Consider the following 19,434-nt stretch of genomic DNA (forward strand, 5'->3'; position numbering starts at 1 on the left):
ACGGGGCCTCAGCGGGGCTGGTGGAGGCGGCGGGCGGCCTCGGCGACGGACCCGCTCATCGACGGATAGACCGTGAACGCGTTCGCGACCTGGTCGGTCGTGAGTCCCGTCGAGACCGCGAGCGACACCGAGTGGATGAGCTCGGAGGCCCTCGGTGCGACGACGACGCCGCCGATCACCGCGCCACCGCCGGCGCGGCAGAAGAGCTTCACGAAACCGTCGCGCACGCCCTGCATCTTGGCCCGCGGGTTGCCCGACAGCCGCAGCGTCACCGCCTCCGCGTCGATCTCGCCCGCGTCGACCTCCTTCTGGGTCACGCCGACGGTCGCGATCTCGGGAGCGGTGAAGACGTTGCTCACGACCGTGCGCAGGCGCAGCGGGTGGACCGCGTCGCCGAGCGCGTGCGCCATCGCGATCCGCCCCTGCATCGCCGCGACCGAGGCCAGCATCAGGACACCGGTGCAGTCACCGGCCGCATACACACCGCGCACCGACGTCCGCGACACGCGATCGACCTGGATGAACCCGCCGGAGTCGACCGTGACTCCGGCCGTGTCCAGCCCGAGCCCCTCGCTGTTGGGGATCGAGCCGAGCGCGAGAAGGCAGTGCGAGCCCTCGACCTCGCGCCCGTCGGTGAGTCGTACGAGGACGCGGTCGCCCTTGCGCTCCACCGACTCCATCCGCGAGCGCGACAGGACGTTCATCCCGCGACGCGTAAAGACCTCCTCGAGCACGACTGCGGCGTCCGGGTCCTCGCCGGGGAGCACGCGATCACGGCTCGAGACCAGCGTCACGTCGCAGCCGAGCGCCTTGTACGCCCCGGCGAACTCCGCGCCCGTCACACCGGACCCGACGACGATCAGGTGCTCCGGCAGCTCGTCGAGCTCGTAGACCTGCTCCCACGTGAGGATGCGCTCCCCGTCGGGGATCGCCGTGTCGACCACACGCGGGTGCGCGCCCGTGGCGAGCAGGACGATCTGGGACGACAGCTCCTCCGTCCCACCGTCGGCACGCTCGACAACCACCGTCTCGGGCCCGTCCAGCCGAGCGGTTCCGGCGATCACCTGGACGTTCTCGCGCTCGATCCGGCGGCGGATGTCGTCGGACTGGGCCACGGCCAGCCGCTTGACGCGCTGGTTGACCTGGCGCAGATCGACGACCGACGCGGACGTCGTACGGATGCCGAGCTCGCTGGAACCGGACACGTCGGTCATGAGGTCGGACGTGGCGATCAGCGTCTTGCTGGGGACGCAGTCGGTGAGGACGGTCGAGCCGCCGAGCCCGTCGCGCTCGACGACGGTGACCTCCGCCCCGAGCTGTGCCGCGACTAGCGCAGCCTCGTACCCACCAGGTCCACCACCGACGATCACGACACGATTCACGTGGTCATTGTCTCGCACCCGGGACGTCGGGCACGTCGCGGCCGGGTACGGACGACCCCCGCTGTCGCGTACGCCACAGCGGGGGTCGGGAGACCGGCGAAGGTCAGGCGGACATCTCCGCGAACAACGCCTCGTTGAGCGCGAACGCGACCTTGACCTCGTCGACGACGCGCTGCTTGGTCGCGGAGTCGAACGGGAGCGCGTCGAGGTTCGCGCGGTAGCCGTCCTTGAAGCGCTTCGGCTTCGGGATCTCCGGGAAGTCGTAAAACGACACGCCACCCTCGACCAGGCCGTACTCCCGCTGCAGGATGCGCCCGATCGCCTGCCCGCCCGAGAGGTCACCGAGGTAGCGCGTGTAGTGGTGCGCGAGATAGAGCACGGCGTCGTCGCGGGTCGCCGCGATCCGCTCGGCATAGGCGGTGGCGGCCGGGCCGACCGGCAGGTCGCGCCACGAGTCACCGGCCAGCACACGCAGATCGGCGTCGATCGCGTCGGCACGCATCAGCGCCTCGTCGACGACTGCAGCGGCGACCGGATCACCGGCCAGATCGAGACCAACGGTCTCCAGGGCGTCGTACACCGAAGCGAGCTGGCGCAGGAACACCGTGTAGGCCTCGACGGACGAGCGGCCCTCGAGAAGCTCGCTCATGAACGTCGAGCTCTCCGCGGACGTGTGCTCGGCGCGCGACCCCTCACGCATCAACGTCGAGAGCGCGTCCTGCGCAAGAGTCTCGGGTGCGGCGGTGACGGTCATGGGGAGGGCCTCCACGGGGCGTTCGAGGGACGGTCGTCGAGCAGTCCCAATAATATGACACACCGTCAGAATCGATAGGACATCGCGTCAGAACCAACCTGACGATGCGTCACTTTAACCCCGGAGATCACAGCCAGGCAAGGCTTACCTATGCTGGATACCAGCGAGGTTAGGTGAGCCTCATTCAGAGGCAGCCTCGTGGTCAGATCGGAGTGCCCCCGTGCGTCGCCGCCTTCTCTCGCTCGTCTCGCTCCTGTGCGCCGGCGCACTCCTCTCGGGCTGCGCCACCGGGGTCGACGGCGAGGCGGGCGCGATCGACGCGATCACCACCATCCCCTCCCTCGCCGACGTCGAGGTCTCGGCGTCGCCCAAGGACCTGACCGGCGAGATCAGTGTCGACCTCGGTGCCGACGAGCCCGAGCCGGTCACCACCGATCCGACCCGGACACTCCCCGTCACGGTCAAGGACAGCCAGGGCACACGCGTCGCGGTGAAGTCCGCAGACCGCGTCCTCGCGCTCGACCAGTACGGCACGCTGTCGCAGATCGTGTACGAGCTGGGTCTCGGCGACACACTCGTCGGACGCGACGTCTCGACGCAGTTCACCCAGGCCAAGGATCTCCCGCTCGTGACCCACAACGGTCACGAGCTCAACGGCGAGGCGATCCTCGACCTCTCCCCCGACCTGATCATCACCGACACCTCGCTCGGCCCGTGGGACGTCATCGAGCAGGTCCGCGACGCCGGTGTCCCGGTCGTCGTCGTCGACAGCAAGCGCAACCTCGACAACATCGCCGCGCTGATCGCCCAGGTCGCCTCGCCGCTCGGCGTGCCCGAGGCCGGCAAGGCGCTCGCCAAGCGGACCGCCGACGAGGTCGCCGCCGTGCGCACCGTCGTCGACCAGAAGGCGCCGAGCGCCGTCCAGGACAAGCTCCGCACGATCTTCCTGTACGTACGGGGGCAGAGCGGCGTCTACTACATGTTCGGCGAGGACTCCGGGGCCGACGCGCTGATCTCGGCCACAGGAGCGTACGACGTCTCCGCGGAGATCGGCTGGAAGGGCATGAAACCGCTCAACGACGAGGGCATCGTCGCCGCCCAGCCGGACACCATCATCATGATGACCAAGGGCCTGGAGTCCGCCGGCGGCGTCGACGGGCTGCTCGAGCGCTACCCGTCGCTGGCCAACACACCCGCCGGCAAGAACCGTCGCTTCCTCACGATGCCGGACAGCCAGATCCTCAGCTTCGGGCCGCGCAGCGCCGACGTGATCAACGCACTCGCCGTCGCGATGTACGCCCCGGAGTCGCTGCAATGACCACCGTCGACCCGACGATCTCGGCCCGGTTCCGCCTCAGCGCGACTGTCATCCTCTTCGCCGGCCTCGCGGTCGCGCTCGTCGTGCTCGCGCTGGTCTCGGCAGGGACCGGCCAGCTCGCGATCCCGCCCGCGGAGGTGCTCGGCTCGTTCCTGCACCGGCTCGGGATCGACGTCGGACCGATGCCCGCCCACCCGCAAGGCGATGCCGCGCTGTGGAGCATCCGTTTCCCGAGGGTCGCGATGGCGATCCTCGTCGGCGCAGCGCTGTCGGCGGCCGGGGCGCTCATGCAGGGCGTGTTCGGCAACCCTCTCGCCGAGCCGGGCGTGATCGGAGTCTCCTCGGGTGCGGCGGTCGCCGCTGCCTGCGCGATGGTCTTCGGCTTCACCGCACTCGGTACGTGGACGGTGCCGGCGCTCGCCTTCGTCGGCGGCCTCATCACCACGGTCGCGGTCTACCTGCTGTCGCGCTCCGACGGCCGTACCGAGGTCGTCACCCTCGTACTCACGGGCATCGCGGTCAACGCGGTCACCGGAGCCCTGCTCGCGCTGATGATGTTCCTCGCCGACACGCAGGCACGCGAGGAGATCGTGTTCTGGCAGCTCGGCAGCCTCAACGGCACCCGCTGGGAGTACGTGGGCGTGGTCGCACCGCTCGCCGTCATCGGCATCGCCGGGGCGTTCCTGCTCAGCCGCAAGCTTGACCTGCTCGCCCTCGGCGACCGCGCGGCGCGCCACGTCGGAGTCGACGTCGAGCGCCTGCGCATCGGGGCGATCACCCTGGTCGCGTTGCTCACCGCGGCGGCCGTGGCGTTCTGCGGGATCATCGCCTTCGTCGGCCTGGTCGTCCCGCACCTCATGCGCATGGTCGTCGGTCCCGGCCACCGGCTGCTCCTGCCGGCCAGCGTCCTCGGCGGCGCGGTTCTGCTGCTCGCCGCCGACCTCGTCGCCCGCACCGCCGTCCCCTACGCCGAGCTGCCGATCGGGATGCTGACGTCGCTCATCGGAGGCCCGATGTTCTTCTGGCTGCTGCGCCGCACCCGTCGTACCTCGGGAGGCTGGGCATGACCGCGCGCGCCACGCTGCAGGTCCTCGGCGGCTCCGTCTCGTACGGGCCGGCCACGATCCTGCGCGAGGTCGACCTCGACGTGCACCCGAGCGAGCTGCTCGTGCTCGTGGGCCCCAACGGCGCGGGGAAGTCGACACTCCTCGGCGTCCTCGCGGGCGACGTGGCGCTGTCGCAGGGCAAGGTGCTCCTCGACGGCGAGCCCCTCGGGTCGCGCCGCGCCGGAGAGCTGTCGCGGCGCCGCTCGGTCCTCCTGCAGGAGCACCGGCTGTCGTTCCCCTTCACCGTCGCCGAGGTCGTCGCGATGGGCCGCGCACCGTGGCACGGGCGTGACGAGTCCGACTCGGACGACGCGGTGGTCGCCGACGCGATGCGCCGTACGGACGTCGAGCGGCTGTCAACACGCAAGTTCCCCACGCTCTCCGGCGGCGAGAAGGGCCGTACCTCGTTCGCACGGGTGATGGCCCAAGAGGCGCCGATCGTGCTGCTCGACGAGCCGACCGCCGCGCTCGACATCGCCCACCAGGAAGCCCTGCTCACCGAGGCGCGCCGACTCGCACGCGAGGGCCACTCGGTCGTCGCCGTGCTGCACGACTTGTCGCTCGCGGCCGCGTACGCCGACCGCGTCTGCATCCTCGCCGGCGGCCAGGTCCGCGCCGACGGACCTCCGGCCGACGTGCTGCGTCCGGACCTGCTCAGCGACGTGTACGGCCACCCGGTCGACGTCTTCACCCACCCGCGGACGGGCGACCTGATCGTCACGCCGCTCCGTACCCCCGTCGAGGAGGTCGTCCGATGAACCCGCTGCTCCGCCGTGGCCTCGCCGGCGCCACCGCGCTCGCGCTGGCAGGCCCGATGGTCGCGCTCACCGCGGCGCCCGCCCACGCCGCCGCCCGGATCACCGTCACCAGCTCCGGAGGCAAGGCGACCGCCGCCACCGACGGCGCGACCACGTTGACCGTCAAGGGTCGCGGGTTCCAGTCGATCGAGGGCGGCGCCGGCGGCATCTATGTCGCGTTCGGCTGGGTCTCCGACCCGACGGGCGACTCCTGGAAACCGTCGCAGGGCGGTGCGACCGGCGACGACTACCGCTACGTGCCGGACAGCGAGTCCGCCGACAACGCCGGCCACCAGCGCTTCCTCGCCTTCCCCGGCTCGGACACGGCGTCGTCGGCGAACGGCACCCTCAGCGCCTCGGGCGGGTTCACGACGACGCTCAGCGTGCCGGGCGCACGCTTCTCGTCGGTCGACCGCTCCGGCAAGGCCGTCGAGGTGGACTGCACCGAAGTCACGTGCGGTGTCCTCACGATCGGCGCCCACGGCATCAAGAGCCCCCGCAACGAGACCTTCACCCCCGTACGCTTCGCGGCCTCGTCCGGGAGCACGGTGACCCAGCCGTCGGCGGGCGCCGCGACGCCGGCCGACGCCGCTCCGACCGTCGCCACCCCGACCGCGCCCGCGCGTACGGGCACGGCGGCGGTCGCCGTCGATCGCGCCACCGCCGTCGTCGGCCGTGTCCTCACCTTCACCGGCACGTCGTTCCAGCCCGGCGAGCAGGTCGTCGCGACGCTCGACGACGGGGTCGCCGCGGTCGGTCCGCTCGCCGCGGGCCAGTCCGGCGAGGTCGCCGGCGTCCTCCAGCTCCCGGCGACGATCGAGCCCGGCACGCACGTCCTGCGGCTGACCGGCGCGGCCAGCGGAGCCGTCCCGGAGGTCACCTTCGCGATCGCGGCGGCGCCGCCGGTCGTGGACGCGACGGCCGCCGAGGCAGCTGACGAGGGCCCGACGACTGCCGCCTGGGTCTTCCTCGCGGTCGCCGGCGTCCTCCTGCTCGCCGCCGTCGTCGGCGCGGTCCTGCGCGTACGGCGCGCGCGTCGCGCCCAGGCGACCCAGGCGTCGTCGACAGCACAGGCACCGTCGACCGATCCCGCGGAGGCGGTCCGATGACCCGCCGTCTGGCCGTGGCCGCCTCGATCGCTCTCGTCGCCCTCGCCACCCCGCTCGTCCCGGCCGCCGCTGACGGCGCTGACGGCGCCGACGGCGCGAGCCAGACCACCGCCCGCGAGGTCACCGGCGCCACCCTGCGCTGGGGCCTCTCGAACGAGGTGAACAACAGGGCGTTCGCTCCCGGATCCTTCAACTTCATGTCCGCAGGCACGATCTCTGACCCCGGCAAGGGCGGCCAGACGATCATCTCCTCCGACTCGTGGTCGAACGGGAAGCCTGCGGGCTGGAAGGCCTCGTCGGGCAACGTCGCGCTGGAGAAGAAGACCGCCTCGGGCTCGTACGCACCCGCGACATGGAGCGGGCTCACGACCTCCCCAAGCGGATCCCCGATCGCCTCGCCGACCAGCGGCACGTTCACCGACCACCAGATCGTGCTGTCCGAGGGCTCCGGTTGGGTCGATCCGGACACCGGTCGTGCCTCGCTCTCGTGGCGGGGATCCTTCACCGTCGTCTTCTACTCAGGGATGTCGTTCTTCTCCGTGTCCGACCCGGCACTGAGCGTCGACCGGGACGGTACGGGCGTGCTCACCGCAACGCTCAGCGGCTTCGGCTCCAGCCTCGCCGACCCGTCGGTGTGGAAGCCCGTGGCGGCGAAGAAGGTCACGCTCGCGACGCTCCCGAAGGTCCAGCTCGGCGCCGACGGCACCACGGCGACGCCCTCGTACGAAGGGGTGCGCAACGGCGCGGTCGACCAGAACGTCACGAAGCCAGGCTGGGGCTCGTGGCCGACGTCGTTCGTCGCGTGGCTCGCCGGTGCCGGCTCCGGCTCGTACTGGTACTCCTCGGGCGGTGCGGTCGATGCCAACAAGCCGCCGCTGCCCGTCCACGTCGCGTGGGAGCTCGGCGACGTGCTCGACACGGATCCGCAGGACCCTGGCGTGCCGGAGGATCCCGATCCTCAGGTCCCGACACCGACCACCCCGACACCCGAGAACCCGGCACCGTCGCCGGCTCCTTCAGGAGACGACAAGGCGACCAAGACGTTCAAGGTCTCCGACGCACAGCTCCGCTGGGGCCTGAACAGCGAGATGAGCAACTCCGCATTCGCCCCGGGGACGTACAACTTCTTCTCGGCGGGCACGGTTCCCAACCCCGGTCGCGGTGGCCAGACGGTGCCCGAGGGCAGCTGGAAGGCACGCGCGGGCAACGTCCGGATCGAGAAGGAGACGGCGAACGGCGGCCACCACCTGGCGACCTGGGACGGCCTCCGCACGACGCCGAACGGTCAGCCCCTCGGCGCCACCACCAACGGCCTCCTCAGCGATCACACGGTCGTCATCGACGGCGGCACCGGCACGGTGAACCCGACGAAGAAGACGGCGATGATCCGCTGGACGGGCACCTTCACGGTGCTGCTCTACAGCGGCATGTCCTACTTCACGATCACCGATCCGGTGCTCACGGTCAGCAAGGGCGCAGCCCGTCTCGACGGCACGCTCGGCGGGTACGCCTCCGACCGCAACGACACCTCCGTCTGGAAGCCGCTGCTGCCGACGTCGGCCCGGCTCGCCGACGCCTCGGTCCGGGGCCTGTCGAACGCCCGCGGGTTCACGGTGACGCCGCGGTTCACCGGTGTCCGGTACGAGGCTCCGGGCGGCGCCGTCGCTCAGAACCGGGACGCGTCGGGTTGGGGGGCTTTCCCGACGTCGTTCGTCCGCTTCCAGGAGAAGGTCGGGACGGCCTCGTACTGGTACAGCAGCGGCGCCTCCACCGATCGCTTCAAGTCGGCCCTGCCGATCACCTTCAGCTACGACGCCGACAAGCCCGCGAGCGCTCCGAAGGGGGGCGGCCCGACCGGCGGTGAGGACGACGCCGGCTCCGGGACGTCGACCGGCTCCACCGGTTCGGGGCTCGGCACGCTCGCCGCCCCGTTCGGATCCGCAGCTCTGCCGCCGGCCGCGACAGGCGCCCGTACGGTCGTCGGCCCGACGGTGCCCGTCGGCACCACCAAAGGCATCCGCCCGGTCGCCCAACCCCTCGGAGGGTCATCCTCGACCTGGCCCTGGTGGGCCGGCGGCGCCATGGCTCTCTGCGCGCTGCTCGTCACCGCCGGCTCGCGCGCATTGACCCGACGCGCCTCCTGATCTGTCTCACCCCCCCACACGAAGGGAAGCACCACCCATGTCCACGTCCCTCCCCCGGCGGTTCCGGCGCCTCGTCGCCGCCACCGCCGCGACCGCCCTCGCGGCCGGCACCCTGGCTCTCGCAGCCGGCCCCGCGCACGCGGCACCGAAGCTGATCGACGACGCCACGTTCACGTGGGCCCTGTCCAACGAGGCCGGCGGCGGCGCCTACGACGGCAGCTGCAACTTCCTCTCGGCCGGTGAGGCCGGCAGCACGGGATCCTCGCGTCCCTGGACCGAGACGGACAGCTTCTACCAGACGACCGCCGGCAACGTCTCGATCGTCAAGCCGAACGCCGCCGGCGATGAAGTCGCTCCCACCTGGGCGACCAAGTGCCTGGATCGCACCGGCGCCCCCGTCATCGCGGCCAACCCCGCATCGACGAGCGAGAACAAGGTCGTCATCACCGACGGCGAGGGCACCGTCGACCCGGCCGCGGGTACGGCGACGATCCAGTGGGACGGCGCCTTCACCGTCGCCTTCTACGCCGGCAGGACGTACTGGACGGCGACCGACCCGAAGCTGACCGTCGCTACCGACGGCACCGGTACGGTCACCGCGACCGCCTCCGGGTACGCCGCGGACATGGACGATCCCACCCAGTGGACGGCGGTGCCGTCGCGCACGGTCACGCTGGCGACACTCGCGGGCGTGGACGTCACCGCGTCCGGCATCGACATCACGCCGACCTATCGAGGCGTTTCGGTCACCACTCCGGCAGGGGCCGCGGCGCAGACGACGACCGGCGCGTCGTGGGGCTCGTTCCCGCAGAGCTTCGTCGACTTCCACGGCCTCACCGGCCAGTCGTCGTACTGGTACTCGACGGGGAGTCAGCGCGACATCGCGAAGGTTGCCAACCCGATCGCCGTCGACTACACCGTCGCGCCCGACCCGGCACCGGCGAAGGTGACGGTCAGCAAGACGACGATCCCGACGACCGGTGAGCACGAGATCACCGTCACCGGCTCCGGTTTCGATCCGTCGCTGGCTACCGGCACCCGTCCGCCGCTCGCCGGGAAGCCTGTCGGCACCTACGTCATCCTCGGCACCGTCGCCGACACCTGGAAGCCCAGTGCGGGCGCGACGTCCTCCGCCCGCAAGGCCATCTCCCAGAAGTGGGCCGTGCTCGCCGGCGACATGGCCACCATCGGTGGTCCTGGCGCGGGCGCGATCGAGCTGAAGGCCGACGGCACGTTCTCGACGACCTTCACCGTCTCCAAGTCAGCGGTCGACGCCGCGCCTGACAAGCTGGCGAACCTCGGCGTCTACACCTACGCCGCCGGCGGTGCGACCCAGGCCGCGTACGAGACGTTCACTCCGATCGCGTTCAAGGACCCGGCGCCTGCCGCCGTCACCTCCACGACGACGCTGACCGCCCCCGCCAAGCTCGTGTACGGCCGTACCGGCACCGCCACGGTCGCCGTGAAGGCGCCGAAGGCCGTCGCCGGCTCGATCCAGCTGCTCGACAGCGCGAAGGTCATCGGCACCCGTCCGGTCGCCTCCGGCAAGGCGTCGTTCGCGCTCCCGAAGAACCTCAAGGTCGGCGCGCACCGTCTGTCGGCGCGCTTCGTCTCGAGCAACGCGGCGGTCGTGAAGCCGTCCACCTCGGCGGCTCGTACCCTCACCATCACCAAGGTCGCCACCAAGACCGCCGTGAAGGTCACCAAGAAGCCGACCCGCAAGAAGGCCGGCAAGGCCAAGGTCACCGTCTCGGGCTCCCCGAAGGCGAACGGCAAGGTCACGCTCGTCATCAAGGGCAAGGGCATCAAGAAGACCGTCCGCGCCACCGTCAAGAACGGCAAGGTCGTCGTGAAGCTGCCCAAGCTGGCGAAGAAGGGCACCTACAAGGTGACTGCGACGTTCGCCACGACCGGCACCCACGCGGGCTCCAAGAAGACCGTGAAGGTCAAGGTCACGAAGTAACGGACGTACGTCCCGACAACATGACCCGACGTTCCACCCCGGATCTGGGGGTGGAACGTCGGGTCATGTTGTCGGGACGTACGTCAGGCCTCGCGGGCGCCGACCGCGCGGAGGACGAAGCGCTCCGTGACGGCGACGGCGGAATCGCGCTCCGTCCCCTCGCCGTGGGTGACCTGGCGCCCCTGCAGGCACGCGAGCACGAGCGCCGTGGTCGCGCGCAGGTCGTCGACGACGAAGGCGCCCTGCTCCATGCCGTCGGAGAGCACGCAGCGCAGCAGGTCCTCGACGACGATGACGTGCTCGCGCATGTGCAGCAGCGCATCGCGCGAGAGCACCGAGTAGAGCTGTGGGCCGAGCCCCATGTGCATCTCGCGGGAGAGCGCGACGTGCATGCGCACGTATGTCCGGAGCTCCTCGACCGGGCCGTCGGCCTCGGCGAGCGCGCCGCGGATCGCCTCGACGTACTGATGGGTCTCCTCCATCGCGAACGCGAGGAGGATCGCCTCCTTGTCGGCGAAGTGGTTGTAGATCGCCGTACGGCCGATCTCCGCGCGGCTCGCGACGTCGGCGAGCCGGACCGCGTCGTAGCCGCGCTCGGTCAGCAGCTCACCGAACGCGACGAGCACGCGGCGTCGTGTCTCGATCCGGTGGGCGGCCAGGTTCTCGCCTATGATCTTGGGCACCCCGCCAATCTACCGGCCCCCGGGACCGCCTGAGTTAGTGTGCCGAGGTGAGTGTCGAAACCATGAGCCCCGTTGAACCTTTGGACCGCCCCCGCTCCCCCGAGGAGACGGCGACCGCCGCCGCAGAGGTGCTGCGTGAGCGCACCGGAGGAGACCACGACGTCGCCCTCGTGATGGGGTCCGGTTGGAAGCCTGCCGCCGACGTTCTCGGCGCCCCCGAGCACGAGTTCCCCACGACCGACCTGCCCGGCTTCGTGGCGCCGTCGGTCGCCGGCCACGGAGGGACCGTCCGCTCCGTGCGCGTCGGTGACACCCGCGTGCTGGTCTTCCTCGGCCGGACTCACCTGTACGAGGGCCACGGCGTCGACGCGGTCGCGCACGGCGTCCGTACGGCAGCGGCGGCAGGGTGCCGCGCCGTCGTCCTGACCAACGCGTGCGGCGGCCTGCGTCCGGAGTGGATCCCGGGCACGCCCGTCCTCATCAGCGACCACATCAACCTGACCGCGACGTCGCCGCTGCACGGTCCGCAGTTCGTCGACCTGACCGACCTGTACGCCAGTCGCCTGCGCTCGCTGTGCCTGGAGGTCGACCCGACGCTCGCGCAGGGCGTGTACGTCCAGTTCCCCGGCCCGCACTACGAGACGCCCGCCGAGATCGGCATGGTCCGTGCCATCGGAGGCGACCTCGTCGGCATGTCGACCGTCCTCGAGGCGATCGCGGCCCGTGCGGCGGGCCTCGAGATCCTCGGCATCTCTCTCGTCACTAACCTCGCGGCCGGCGTCACCGGCGAGCCGCTGAACCACGAGGAGGTCCTCGCGGCGGGGGCCGCCTCCGCTCAGACGATGGGGCACCTGCTCGCGTCGGTCGTGGGCCGCATCTGATGCGTGTCCTGGTCACCGGCGTCTGCGGGGCGATCGGCAGCACGGTCGCTCCCGCCCTCGCGGCGCAGGGCCACGAGGTCCGAGGCCTCGACCTGGTTGCCCCGGACGACCGCCTCGCGGCCGCGCTGAGCGCCGGCATGCTCGTCGGCGACGTCCTCGACCCCATGCTCGCCGATCAGGCGGTCGAGGGGGTCGACGCGGTCGTGCACCTCGCCGGCCTGCCGGAGGAGTCCACGCTGACCGACGAGCTGACGTCGCACGCGCACACCACCGCGGTCCTCCTCGACGCGATGGTCCGCCACGGTGTCGACCGGTTCGTCTACGCCAGCAGCAACCACGCCGTCGGGATGGTCCCACGCACGGACCGGCTGGAAGCCGAGGTGAGGCCGCGGCCGGACACCTTCTACGGTGTGGCGAAGGTCGCCGCAGAAGCGTTGATGAACCTGTACGCCGACCGCTTCGGGATGACCGCCGTCGCCCTGCGGATCGGCTCGTTCCGCGAGGAGCCGACGACTCGCCGTGCGCTGTCGACGTGGCTCTCGCCCGGCGACGCGGTCCACCTCGTCGAGGCGGCGCTGACGACCGACGAGTCCGGCTTCATCGCCGTCTACGGCATCTCTGCCAACACCCGCGCGTGGTGGGACCTCGGGCCGGGGCGACGCATCGGGTACGCCCCGCGAGACAACGCCGAGGCGTTCGCGGCCTCGATCCCCGACCGCGAGGAGGACGAGGCCGAGGGCGACCGGGTCGGTGGCCCCTTCGCGGTGATGCCGCTGGGGAGGCCGCTGCCGTGACGAGCCCCGACCCGACCCCGAAGGACCTCGCCGAGGCCTGGCTCGCTCAGGACCCTGACCCGCAGACCCGTGACGAGCTGCGCGTGCTGCTCGACTCCGGTGACGAGGCGGAGCTCTCCACGCGCTTCGCCGGCCGTCTGGTCTTCGGCACAGCGGGCCTGCGCGGTCCGCTCGGTGCCGGCCCGACCCGGATGAACAGGGTCGTCGTCGCCCAGGCAGCCGCAGGCCTGGCCGCGTACCTGCGCGCGCACGTGGACGAGGCCCCGACCCTCGTCGTCGGGTACGACGCGCGCCACAACTCCGCGATCTTCGCGCGCGACACGTGCGAGATCGCAGAGGCTGCGGGCGTCCGTGCGCTGCTGCTTCCCGAAGCGCTCCCGACGCCGGTGCTCGCCTTCGCGATCCAGCATCTCGGCGCCTCCGCAGGCGTGATGGTGACCGCGTCGCACAACCCGCCGCAGGACAACGGCTACAAGGTCTACCTCGGAGACGGCAGCCAGATCGTGCCGCCCGCAGATGTCGACATCGCCGAAGCGATCGCCGCCGTCGGACCGGTCGACTCCCTCCCCCGCGACGAGGCGTACGAGGTCCTGACCGACGAGGTCCGAGAGGCGTACGTCGCTGCCGTCGCGGCGCTGCCGGACGCTGGCCCCCGCGAGCTCGTCGTCGCGTACACACCCCTGCACGGCGTCGGTCTCGCGACCGCGGCGGAGGCCGTCCGTGCCGCAGGCTTCGAGGCACTCCACGTCGTCGAGGAGCAGGCCGATCCGGACCCGGACTTCCCGACGGTCTCGTTCCCCAACCCCGAGGAGCCCGGCGCGACCGACCTGCTGCTCGCGCTCGCCGACCGCGTCGGTGCCGACCTCGCCCTCGCGAACGACCCCGATGCCGACCGCTGCGCCGTCGCGGTGCCGACCCCTGCCGGCTGGCACCAGCTGTCCGGTGACGAGGTGGGCGTCCTCCTGGCCGACTTCCTGCTGCGACGCGGTGTCGCGGGGACGTACGCGACGACCATCGTCTCCTCGTCGCTGCTCGGGCGGATGGCCGAGGCGTACGGGCAGCCGTACGCGGAGACGCTCACCGGCTTCAAGTGGATCGGCCGCGTCCCGGGCCTGGCGTACGGGTACGAGGAGGCGCTCGGCTACGCGGCGGCACCGGCGATCGCGCGCGACAAAGACGGCATCTCCGCGATGGTGCGGATGCTCGAGCTCGCCGCCGAGCTGCGCGTGCAGGGCCAGACCCTGCGCGACCGCCTCGACGAGATCGCCGCACGCTTCGGCGTCCACGCGACCGACCAGCTCTCCGTACGGGTCGACGACCTCACGCTGATCACGCAGGCGATGGCACGGCTTCGTGCCGCGCCTCCGACCGTCCTTGGGGGCTATGCCGTCGAGCACGTCGACGACCTCGAGGCGGGCAGCGAGAGCCTGCCTCCGACGGACGGGCTGCGGCTCGTGCTCGCGGAGGGCGGACGGGTGGTCGTACGCCCTTCGGGGACCGAGCCCAAGCTCAAGTGCTACCTCGAGGTGGTCGTCCCTGCCGACGACGGCGTCGACGCCGCACGGATCGCGGCGGCTGCCCGCCTCGACGCGATCCGAGCCGACCTGTCGACAGCCCTGGGACTGTGAACCCGCGATGACCGCGCCCGTCCTGCGCCGCTTCCGGGGAGGCGACGTGGGGCGGCTCCTCCTCGCATGGGTCGGCGGCACACTCACGCTCGTCGTGGTCGACTGGGTGCTGCACGACCTGGAGTTCACCGCGTGGTGGACCCCTGCCGTGGCAGCGGCTGTGATCGGCCTCGTCGGGCTCGTGCTCCAGCCGCTGCTCGTCGCGGTGGCGGCGCGGGTCGGCTGGGTCGCGGTGATCGCGCTCGCCGTCGTCGGCCAGGCGGTGGTCGTCGCGGTGGCGCTCGCCGTCGTCCCCGGCATCGTCGTCGAGAGCTGGTGGGCCCCGCTGATCGCGGCCTGGCTGGCGGCGCTCGTCGGCTCGCTGCTCGCCTGGCTGAGTACCGCGGGCACCGACGAGGGGTTCGCGGTGGCGCTCGCGCGCCGCGGTCGCCGTTCGCGACAGCATGGAGACGGGCCTGACGAGGACGGTCTGCTGGTGGTCCAGCTCGACGGTGTCGCCTACCCCGTCCTCACCTGGGCGCTCGCCGCCGGCAACATGCCCACGCTGGAGCGGTGGCTGCGCGAGGGCAGCCACACCCTGCACGAGTGGCGACCGACGACGCCGTGCACGACGCCGGCGAGCCAACTCGGGATCTTGCACGGCTCGGCGGAACGGGTGCCGGCGTTCCGCTGGTACGACCGTGAGCTCGGCCGCGTCCTCACCGCCAACCACCCCGCCGACGCCGCGGTGATCGAGCAGCGGGCACAGGGTCCGGGCCTGCTCGCCGACGGCGGTGTCTCGGTGTCGAATCTCTTCAGCGGCGGCGCCGACCGTACGGCGATGGTGATGTCACGCCTGCGCAGCGGCCGAGGCACGACGATCACCCGCGAGGCCGTCGCGTGGTTCGCGGTGCGGCCCGACGGGCTCGCGCGCAGCCTGTTCCGGACGCTCGCCGAGGTCGTGCGCGAACGCACCCAGTCTGCGCGACAGGCGCACCGTGACGTCCTGCCCCGGGTCAAGCGGGACTGGACGTTCGCGTTCCTGCGCGCGGGGTCCAACGGCATGGTCCGCGACTTGTCGACGGCGGTGGTCGCGCAGGAGATGCTCCGCGGGACGCCGATCCTGTACGTGGACTACGTCGACTACGACGAGGTCGCTCACCACGCGGGGGTGTTCCGTCGCGAGGCGCTCGCAGCGCTCGAGGCCCTCGACGGCGTGCTCGCGACGCTCGAGACAGTCACCACGCACTGCCGACGGCGCTACCGCATCGCCGTCGTGAGCGACCACGGCCAGTCGCAGGGCGCGACCTTCCTGCAGGTGCACGGGGCGACGCTCGCCGACCTGGTCGCTGAGCTGACCGCCGGGTCGGTGGAGGCCGTCCAAGCCAGCAACGAGGACTACGCCCGGCTGCGCGCGCTCGCCGAGGAGATGGCGGGAGCCGGCGCCGGCTCCGGCACGGCGCGCCGCGCCGCCGAGCGGATGGACCGTCGTACGGGCAGCTCCGCCGCCGACCCCGACGCTCCCGCGCGCGAGGCCGACGGCGCGAGCGACCTGATCGTCCTCGCGTCGGGCAATCTGGGTCTCGTCAACGCCCGCTCCGACCAACGCTTGGTGCTGCAGGAGATCGACGAGCGCTGGCCGCGCCTCATCCCCGGACTGGTCAACCACCCGGCGATCGGCTGTGTGATCGCGATGACCGTGGACGAAGGACCGGTCGCGATCGGGAGCGACGGCATCCACGCGCTGCGTACGGGCAAGGTCATCGGCGACGTCGACCCGCTGGCCGCGTACGGGGAGGGGGCGCGCGAGCGCATCCACCCCGCGTCCGAGCGGCCCGAGGCGCCGGACCTTTACGTCGTGAGCGCCTGTGACCCGGCGACCGGGACCGTCCACGCGTTCGAGGAGCTGGTCGGCAGCCATGGCGGGCTCGGCGGCTGGCAGGACCGCGCCGTGCTGCTCGCGCCGGCCGAGCTCGCGCCGCCGCCCGACGACCTGCTCGGCGCCGACGCGATCCACCGCGTCCTTCGAGGCTGGCGCGACGAGCTGGTCTGACGCCACACTCCCCCTCTGTCGCCCCGTCTCGCGCGGACGTCATACGTCTCGCGGGGCGCAACCCGCGAAACGTATGACGTCCGGTGGAGGGGGCGGCTCAGACCGAGCGCTGGTACGCCCGGAACGCCCGGGTGGCGAGCCAGCCCATCACGGCCGCGACCACGAGCAGCAGGGCGAGCCGCCCTCCGACGACCGACCAGTCCGGGCCCGCCGACAGGGCCTCACGGGAGGCGACCGCCGCCCAGTCGACCGGGTTGAGGCGAGCGACGGTCGCCACCCAGTCCGGCATCAGCGGGGCCGGGAGCATCACCGAGGACAAGAACGTCAGCGGGAGCGTGAGGAACTGCGAGATGCCGATCAGCGCCTCCTCCTGTCGTACGAGCAGCGCCACGGCGTTCGACAGCGCCGCGAACACCGAGCCGAGGAGCACCGCCGCCACGACCACCACGAGCCACCCGAGCGGCCCACCCTCGAACCGCGCCCCCACGACGACGCCTGCCGTCAGCACGATCAGCGACTGGAGCGCGATCGTCACGGCCTGCGACGCGAGCGAGCTCAGCATCAGCGCCGACCGCCCGACCGGAGACGTGAGGTCGCGATCCATGACGCCGCGGTCCATCGCGACGATGAAGCCGGTCCCGGCCCACCCCGCCGAGAACATCGCCGTCATGACGACGACGCCCGGCGTGAGGTAGGTCATGTACGAGGCACCCCCGAACCCGGGGAGCTCGACGACGTTGCGGAACAGCTGGCCGAACAGCAGCAGCCAGACGAGCGGCTGGATCAGCGAGAAGGCCAGGTACGCCGGCTGCCGCACGAGGTTGCGCAACGACCGCCGGGTGAGGAGCTCGGTGTGCACGAGCATCGTGGTCATGCCGCCACCCCCTCGGACTCGGCACGGTCGATCCCCGCACGCCCCGGCCCGTCGCCGCTGCCGAACGCGCGTCCGGCGTAGCGCAGGTAGACGTCGTCGAGCGACGGTCGCGCGACGGTCACCGCGGCGAGCCGCAGCGACGCCGCGTCGAGCGCCGCCATCACCCGCGGCAGGGCGACTGCACCGTCGTCCACCCGCGCGCGCAGCAGCCCTGCCGTACGGGTCAGCTCACGGACCCCGGGCAGGTCGCCGAGCGCCCGCTCCGCCGCGTCGACATCGCGGCGCTCGGCGAGCTCGACGGCGATCGCGTCGCCCGACAGCCCCCGCTTGAGCGTGTCCGGTGTCCCCCGTACGACGGCACGGCCGTCGTCGACGATCACGAGCTGGTCCGCGAGCTGGTCGGCCTCCTCGAGGTAGTGCGTCGTGAGCAGCACCGCAACCCCGTCCGCTGCCGCCAGGCGCGAGATCTCCGCCCACATGTCGGCCCGCGCCTCGGGGTCGAGCCCGGTGGTCGGCTCGTCGAGGAAGAGCACCTGCGGCCGGTGGACCAGGCTCATGGCGACGTCCAGCTTGCGCTGCATGCCCCCGGACCACGTCCGCGCGAGGCGCCCCGCTGCGTCGGCGAGACCGAAGCGTCCGAGCAGCTCGTCGGCCCGCGCCCGGGCCTCGCGACCAGAAAGTCCGTACACGCGTCCGGCGAGGACGAGGTTCTCGATGCCGGTGCCGACCGGGTCGAAGGCAGGTTTCTGGGAGACGTAGCCGAGGGCGCGTCGGACGTCGGCGGCCTCGCGGACCACGTCGAGTCCGGCGACCGAGGCGGTCCCCGAGTCTGCTCGTGACAGCGTGGTGAGGATCTTGACGGTCGTGGACTTCCCGGCGCCGTTGGGCCCGAGCAGCCCCAGCACCGTCCCGGGCTCGACCTCGAGGTCGAGCCCGTCGAGGGCCCGGACCTCATGGTCTCGGGCGCGATAGGTCTTGGCCAGGCCGGTGGCGGCGATCGCCGGTCCCGACCGCTGTGGATGTGGCATGGCAGGTCTCCTTCTGATGAGGAGTCCGCCACCGGTGCCGTAGCCTGGAGATGCAGCCTTCGGGGCTCGGCGCCTGCGTCGGACTCGAGGGTGACGGTCCCCGGTCGATGGCAGTCGGCCGGGGACCTCTCTTCGTCCGCCCGCACGGGTGCGCGGGCGGAAGTCGGTGGTCAGGGCCCGGACATCAGCACTCCGAGCTCGGGGAACTCCTCGACGAGCCGCCGCTCCGCCTCCTGCGGGTCGGCACCCTCGGCGCGCAGCTCGTGCATGCGTCGCCAGATGCTGATGCCCTCGAACGTCTCCGTGCGCAGGTCGGCAAGCAACGCCGCGACGAACTCACGCTCGGCGGCGCGGACGGCCTCCTGGTAGTCGCTCTCGAGGACGAACAGCCGAGGGAAGCCATCGGGCAGCGCCTGACGGATCGCGTCGTACGCCCGCGACTGCAGCGTGAGCTCGGACAGCCGCCGCTCCAGGAGCGGCACGACGTCGTCGGGCGGCAGCGTGGCGATGAGCGACAGGGCGGCTTCGAAGTCGGTGAACTGCGGAGTCGGCTCGCTGAGGAGCTCGCTGAGCCAGTCGGTCATCACGATCTCGCCGTCCGAGGTGATCTCGTAGACCGTGCGCTCGGGACGCCTCCCCTCGCGGACGGTCTCGCGCGCCGCGATGAGGCCCTTCTTCTCGAGCGACTCGACGACGGAGTAGAGCGACCCGTAGTTGAGCCGGATGCTCTCCTCCTTGTGCCGCTCGCGCAAGGTGCTCGACATCTCGTACGGGTGCATCGGCCGCTCGGCCAGCAGGCTGAGCACGGCGAGCGCGAGCGCGTTCGTTGGGCGTCGTACGGCCATCGCTCTCTCCCTCCGATATCGAGTACTCGACTCAGAGTATTACGGCGAGAGTACGGAGACAAGACGCGCCGTGCCTCTCATGAGAGGCACGGCGCG

The 19,434-nt window shown here is 71.6% G+C and carries 16 protein-coding genes; 10 read left to right on the plus strand and 6 right to left on the minus strand.

Going from position 1 to position 19,434, the window contains the following annotated elements; translation table 11 throughout:
• Positions 1-8: 8 nt before the first annotated feature.
• Positions 9-1,382 carry an NAD(P)H-quinone dehydrogenase gene (locus ACFSDF_RS07780; RefSeq protein ID WP_167005278.1) on the minus strand — a complete coding sequence of 458 codons (1,374 nt, stop codon included), beginning with the start codon at positions 1,380-1,382 and terminating at the stop codon, positions 9-11.
• Positions 1,383-1,485: 103 nt separating this feature from the next.
• A complete protein-coding gene (locus ACFSDF_RS07785; protein ID WP_167005281.1) occupies positions 1,486-2,136 on the minus strand; it encodes a biliverdin-producing heme oxygenase in 651 nt (216 codons plus the stop codon).
• Between the two features lie 220 nt (positions 2,137-2,356).
• Here ACFSDF_RS07785 and ACFSDF_RS07790 point away from each other — a divergent pair, with 220 nt between their 5' ends.
• From ACFSDF_RS07790 to ACFSDF_RS07815, 6 genes are read left to right on the plus strand one after another with little or no spacing between them, the layout of a single operon-like run.
• Positions 2,357-3,454, plus strand: a complete 1,098-nt coding sequence (locus ACFSDF_RS07790) for a heme/hemin ABC transporter substrate-binding protein (RefSeq protein WP_377156975.1) — start codon at positions 2,357-2,359, stop codon at positions 3,452-3,454.
• Positions 3,451-4,521 carry a FecCD family ABC transporter permease gene (locus tag ACFSDF_RS07795; protein WP_167005288.1) on the plus strand — a complete coding sequence of 357 codons (1,071 nt, stop codon included), beginning with the start codon at positions 3,451-3,453 and terminating at the stop codon, positions 4,519-4,521. Before ACFSDF_RS07790 ends, ACFSDF_RS07795 begins: the two co-directional genes overlap by 4 nt.
• Positions 4,518-5,318, plus strand: a complete 801-nt coding sequence (locus tag ACFSDF_RS07800; RefSeq protein WP_167005291.1) for a heme ABC transporter ATP-binding protein — start codon at positions 4,518-4,520, stop codon at positions 5,316-5,318. The genes ACFSDF_RS07795 and ACFSDF_RS07800 overlap by 4 nt, the downstream gene beginning before the upstream one ends.
• Positions 5,315-6,466, plus strand: a complete 1,152-nt coding sequence (locus ACFSDF_RS07805; RefSeq protein ID WP_377156978.1) for a hypothetical protein — start codon at positions 5,315-5,317, stop codon at positions 6,464-6,466. Before ACFSDF_RS07800 ends, ACFSDF_RS07805 begins: the two co-directional genes overlap by 4 nt.
• The gene (locus tag ACFSDF_RS07810; protein ID WP_377156980.1) at positions 6,463-8,610 is read left to right on the plus strand and encodes a hypothetical protein; all 2,148 of its coding nucleotides are present in this window, start codon (positions 6,463-6,465) and stop codon (positions 8,608-8,610) included. The genes ACFSDF_RS07805 and ACFSDF_RS07810 overlap by 4 nt, the downstream gene beginning before the upstream one ends.
• A 37-nt stretch (positions 8,611-8,647) precedes the next feature.
• Positions 8,648-10,573 carry an Ig-like domain repeat protein gene (locus ACFSDF_RS07815; RefSeq protein WP_167251689.1) on the plus strand — a complete coding sequence of 642 codons (1,926 nt, stop codon included), beginning with the start codon at positions 8,648-8,650 and terminating at the stop codon, positions 10,571-10,573.
• Positions 10,574-10,656: 83 nt separating this feature from the next.
• On the opposite strand, the gene ACFSDF_RS07820 is transcribed toward ACFSDF_RS07815, so the two are convergent.
• The gene (locus ACFSDF_RS07820) at positions 10,657-11,256 is read right to left on the minus strand and encodes a TetR/AcrR family transcriptional regulator (RefSeq protein ID WP_167005302.1); all 600 of its coding nucleotides are present in this window, start codon (positions 11,254-11,256) and stop codon (positions 10,657-10,659) included.
• A 62-nt stretch (positions 11,257-11,318) separates the two neighbouring features.
• Between ACFSDF_RS07820 and ACFSDF_RS07825 the strand changes: the two genes are divergently transcribed.
• Genes ACFSDF_RS07825 through ACFSDF_RS07840 form a run of 4 tightly spaced genes read left to right on the plus strand, consistent with a single transcriptional unit; the run spans position 11,319 to position 16,591 of the window.
• Complete coding sequence (locus ACFSDF_RS07825) at positions 11,319-12,137, plus strand: purine-nucleoside phosphorylase (RefSeq protein ID WP_377156982.1); 819 nt, start codon at positions 11,319-11,321, stop codon at positions 12,135-12,137.
• Positions 12,137-12,931: an NAD-dependent epimerase/dehydratase family protein gene (locus ACFSDF_RS07830; RefSeq protein ID WP_167005308.1), complete on the plus strand. Its 795-nt coding sequence runs from the start codon at positions 12,137-12,139 to the stop codon at positions 12,929-12,931. Before ACFSDF_RS07825 ends, ACFSDF_RS07830 begins: the two co-directional genes overlap by 1 nt.
• Positions 12,928-14,559 carry a phospho-sugar mutase gene (locus ACFSDF_RS07835; RefSeq protein WP_167005310.1) on the plus strand — a complete coding sequence of 544 codons (1,632 nt, stop codon included), beginning with the start codon at positions 12,928-12,930 and terminating at the stop codon, positions 14,557-14,559. Before ACFSDF_RS07830 ends, ACFSDF_RS07835 begins: the two co-directional genes overlap by 4 nt.
• A 7-nt stretch (positions 14,560-14,566) precedes the next feature.
• The gene (locus tag ACFSDF_RS07840; protein WP_377156986.1) at positions 14,567-16,591 is read left to right on the plus strand and encodes an alkaline phosphatase family protein; all 2,025 of its coding nucleotides are present in this window, start codon (positions 14,567-14,569) and stop codon (positions 16,589-16,591) included.
• A gap of 97 nt (positions 16,592-16,688) precedes the next feature.
• On the opposite strand, the gene ACFSDF_RS07845 is transcribed toward ACFSDF_RS07840, so the two are convergent.
• The 3 genes from ACFSDF_RS07845 to ACFSDF_RS07855 all read right to left on the minus strand — a co-directional run bounded on the left by ACFSDF_RS07845 (position 16,689) and on the right by ACFSDF_RS07855 (position 19,338).
• Positions 16,689-17,465: an ABC transporter permease gene (locus ACFSDF_RS07845; protein WP_167005314.1), complete on the minus strand. Its 777-nt coding sequence runs from the start codon at positions 17,463-17,465 to the stop codon at positions 16,689-16,691.
• Positions 17,462-18,493 carry an ATP-binding cassette domain-containing protein gene (locus ACFSDF_RS07850; RefSeq protein WP_167005315.1) on the minus strand — a complete coding sequence of 344 codons (1,032 nt, stop codon included), beginning with the start codon at positions 18,491-18,493 and terminating at the stop codon, positions 17,462-17,464. Before ACFSDF_RS07850 ends, ACFSDF_RS07845 begins: the two co-directional genes overlap by 4 nt.
• A 170-nt stretch (positions 18,494-18,663) precedes the next feature.
• Positions 18,664-19,338 carry a PadR family transcriptional regulator gene (locus tag ACFSDF_RS07855; protein WP_167251681.1) on the minus strand — a complete coding sequence of 225 codons (675 nt, stop codon included), beginning with the start codon at positions 19,336-19,338 and terminating at the stop codon, positions 18,664-18,666.
• Between the last annotated feature and the right edge of the window lie 96 nt (positions 19,339-19,434).

Source organism: Mumia zhuanghuii (assembly GCF_042681565.1).
Classification (GTDB): Bacteria; Actinomycetota; Actinomycetes; order Propionibacteriales; family Nocardioidaceae; genus Mumia.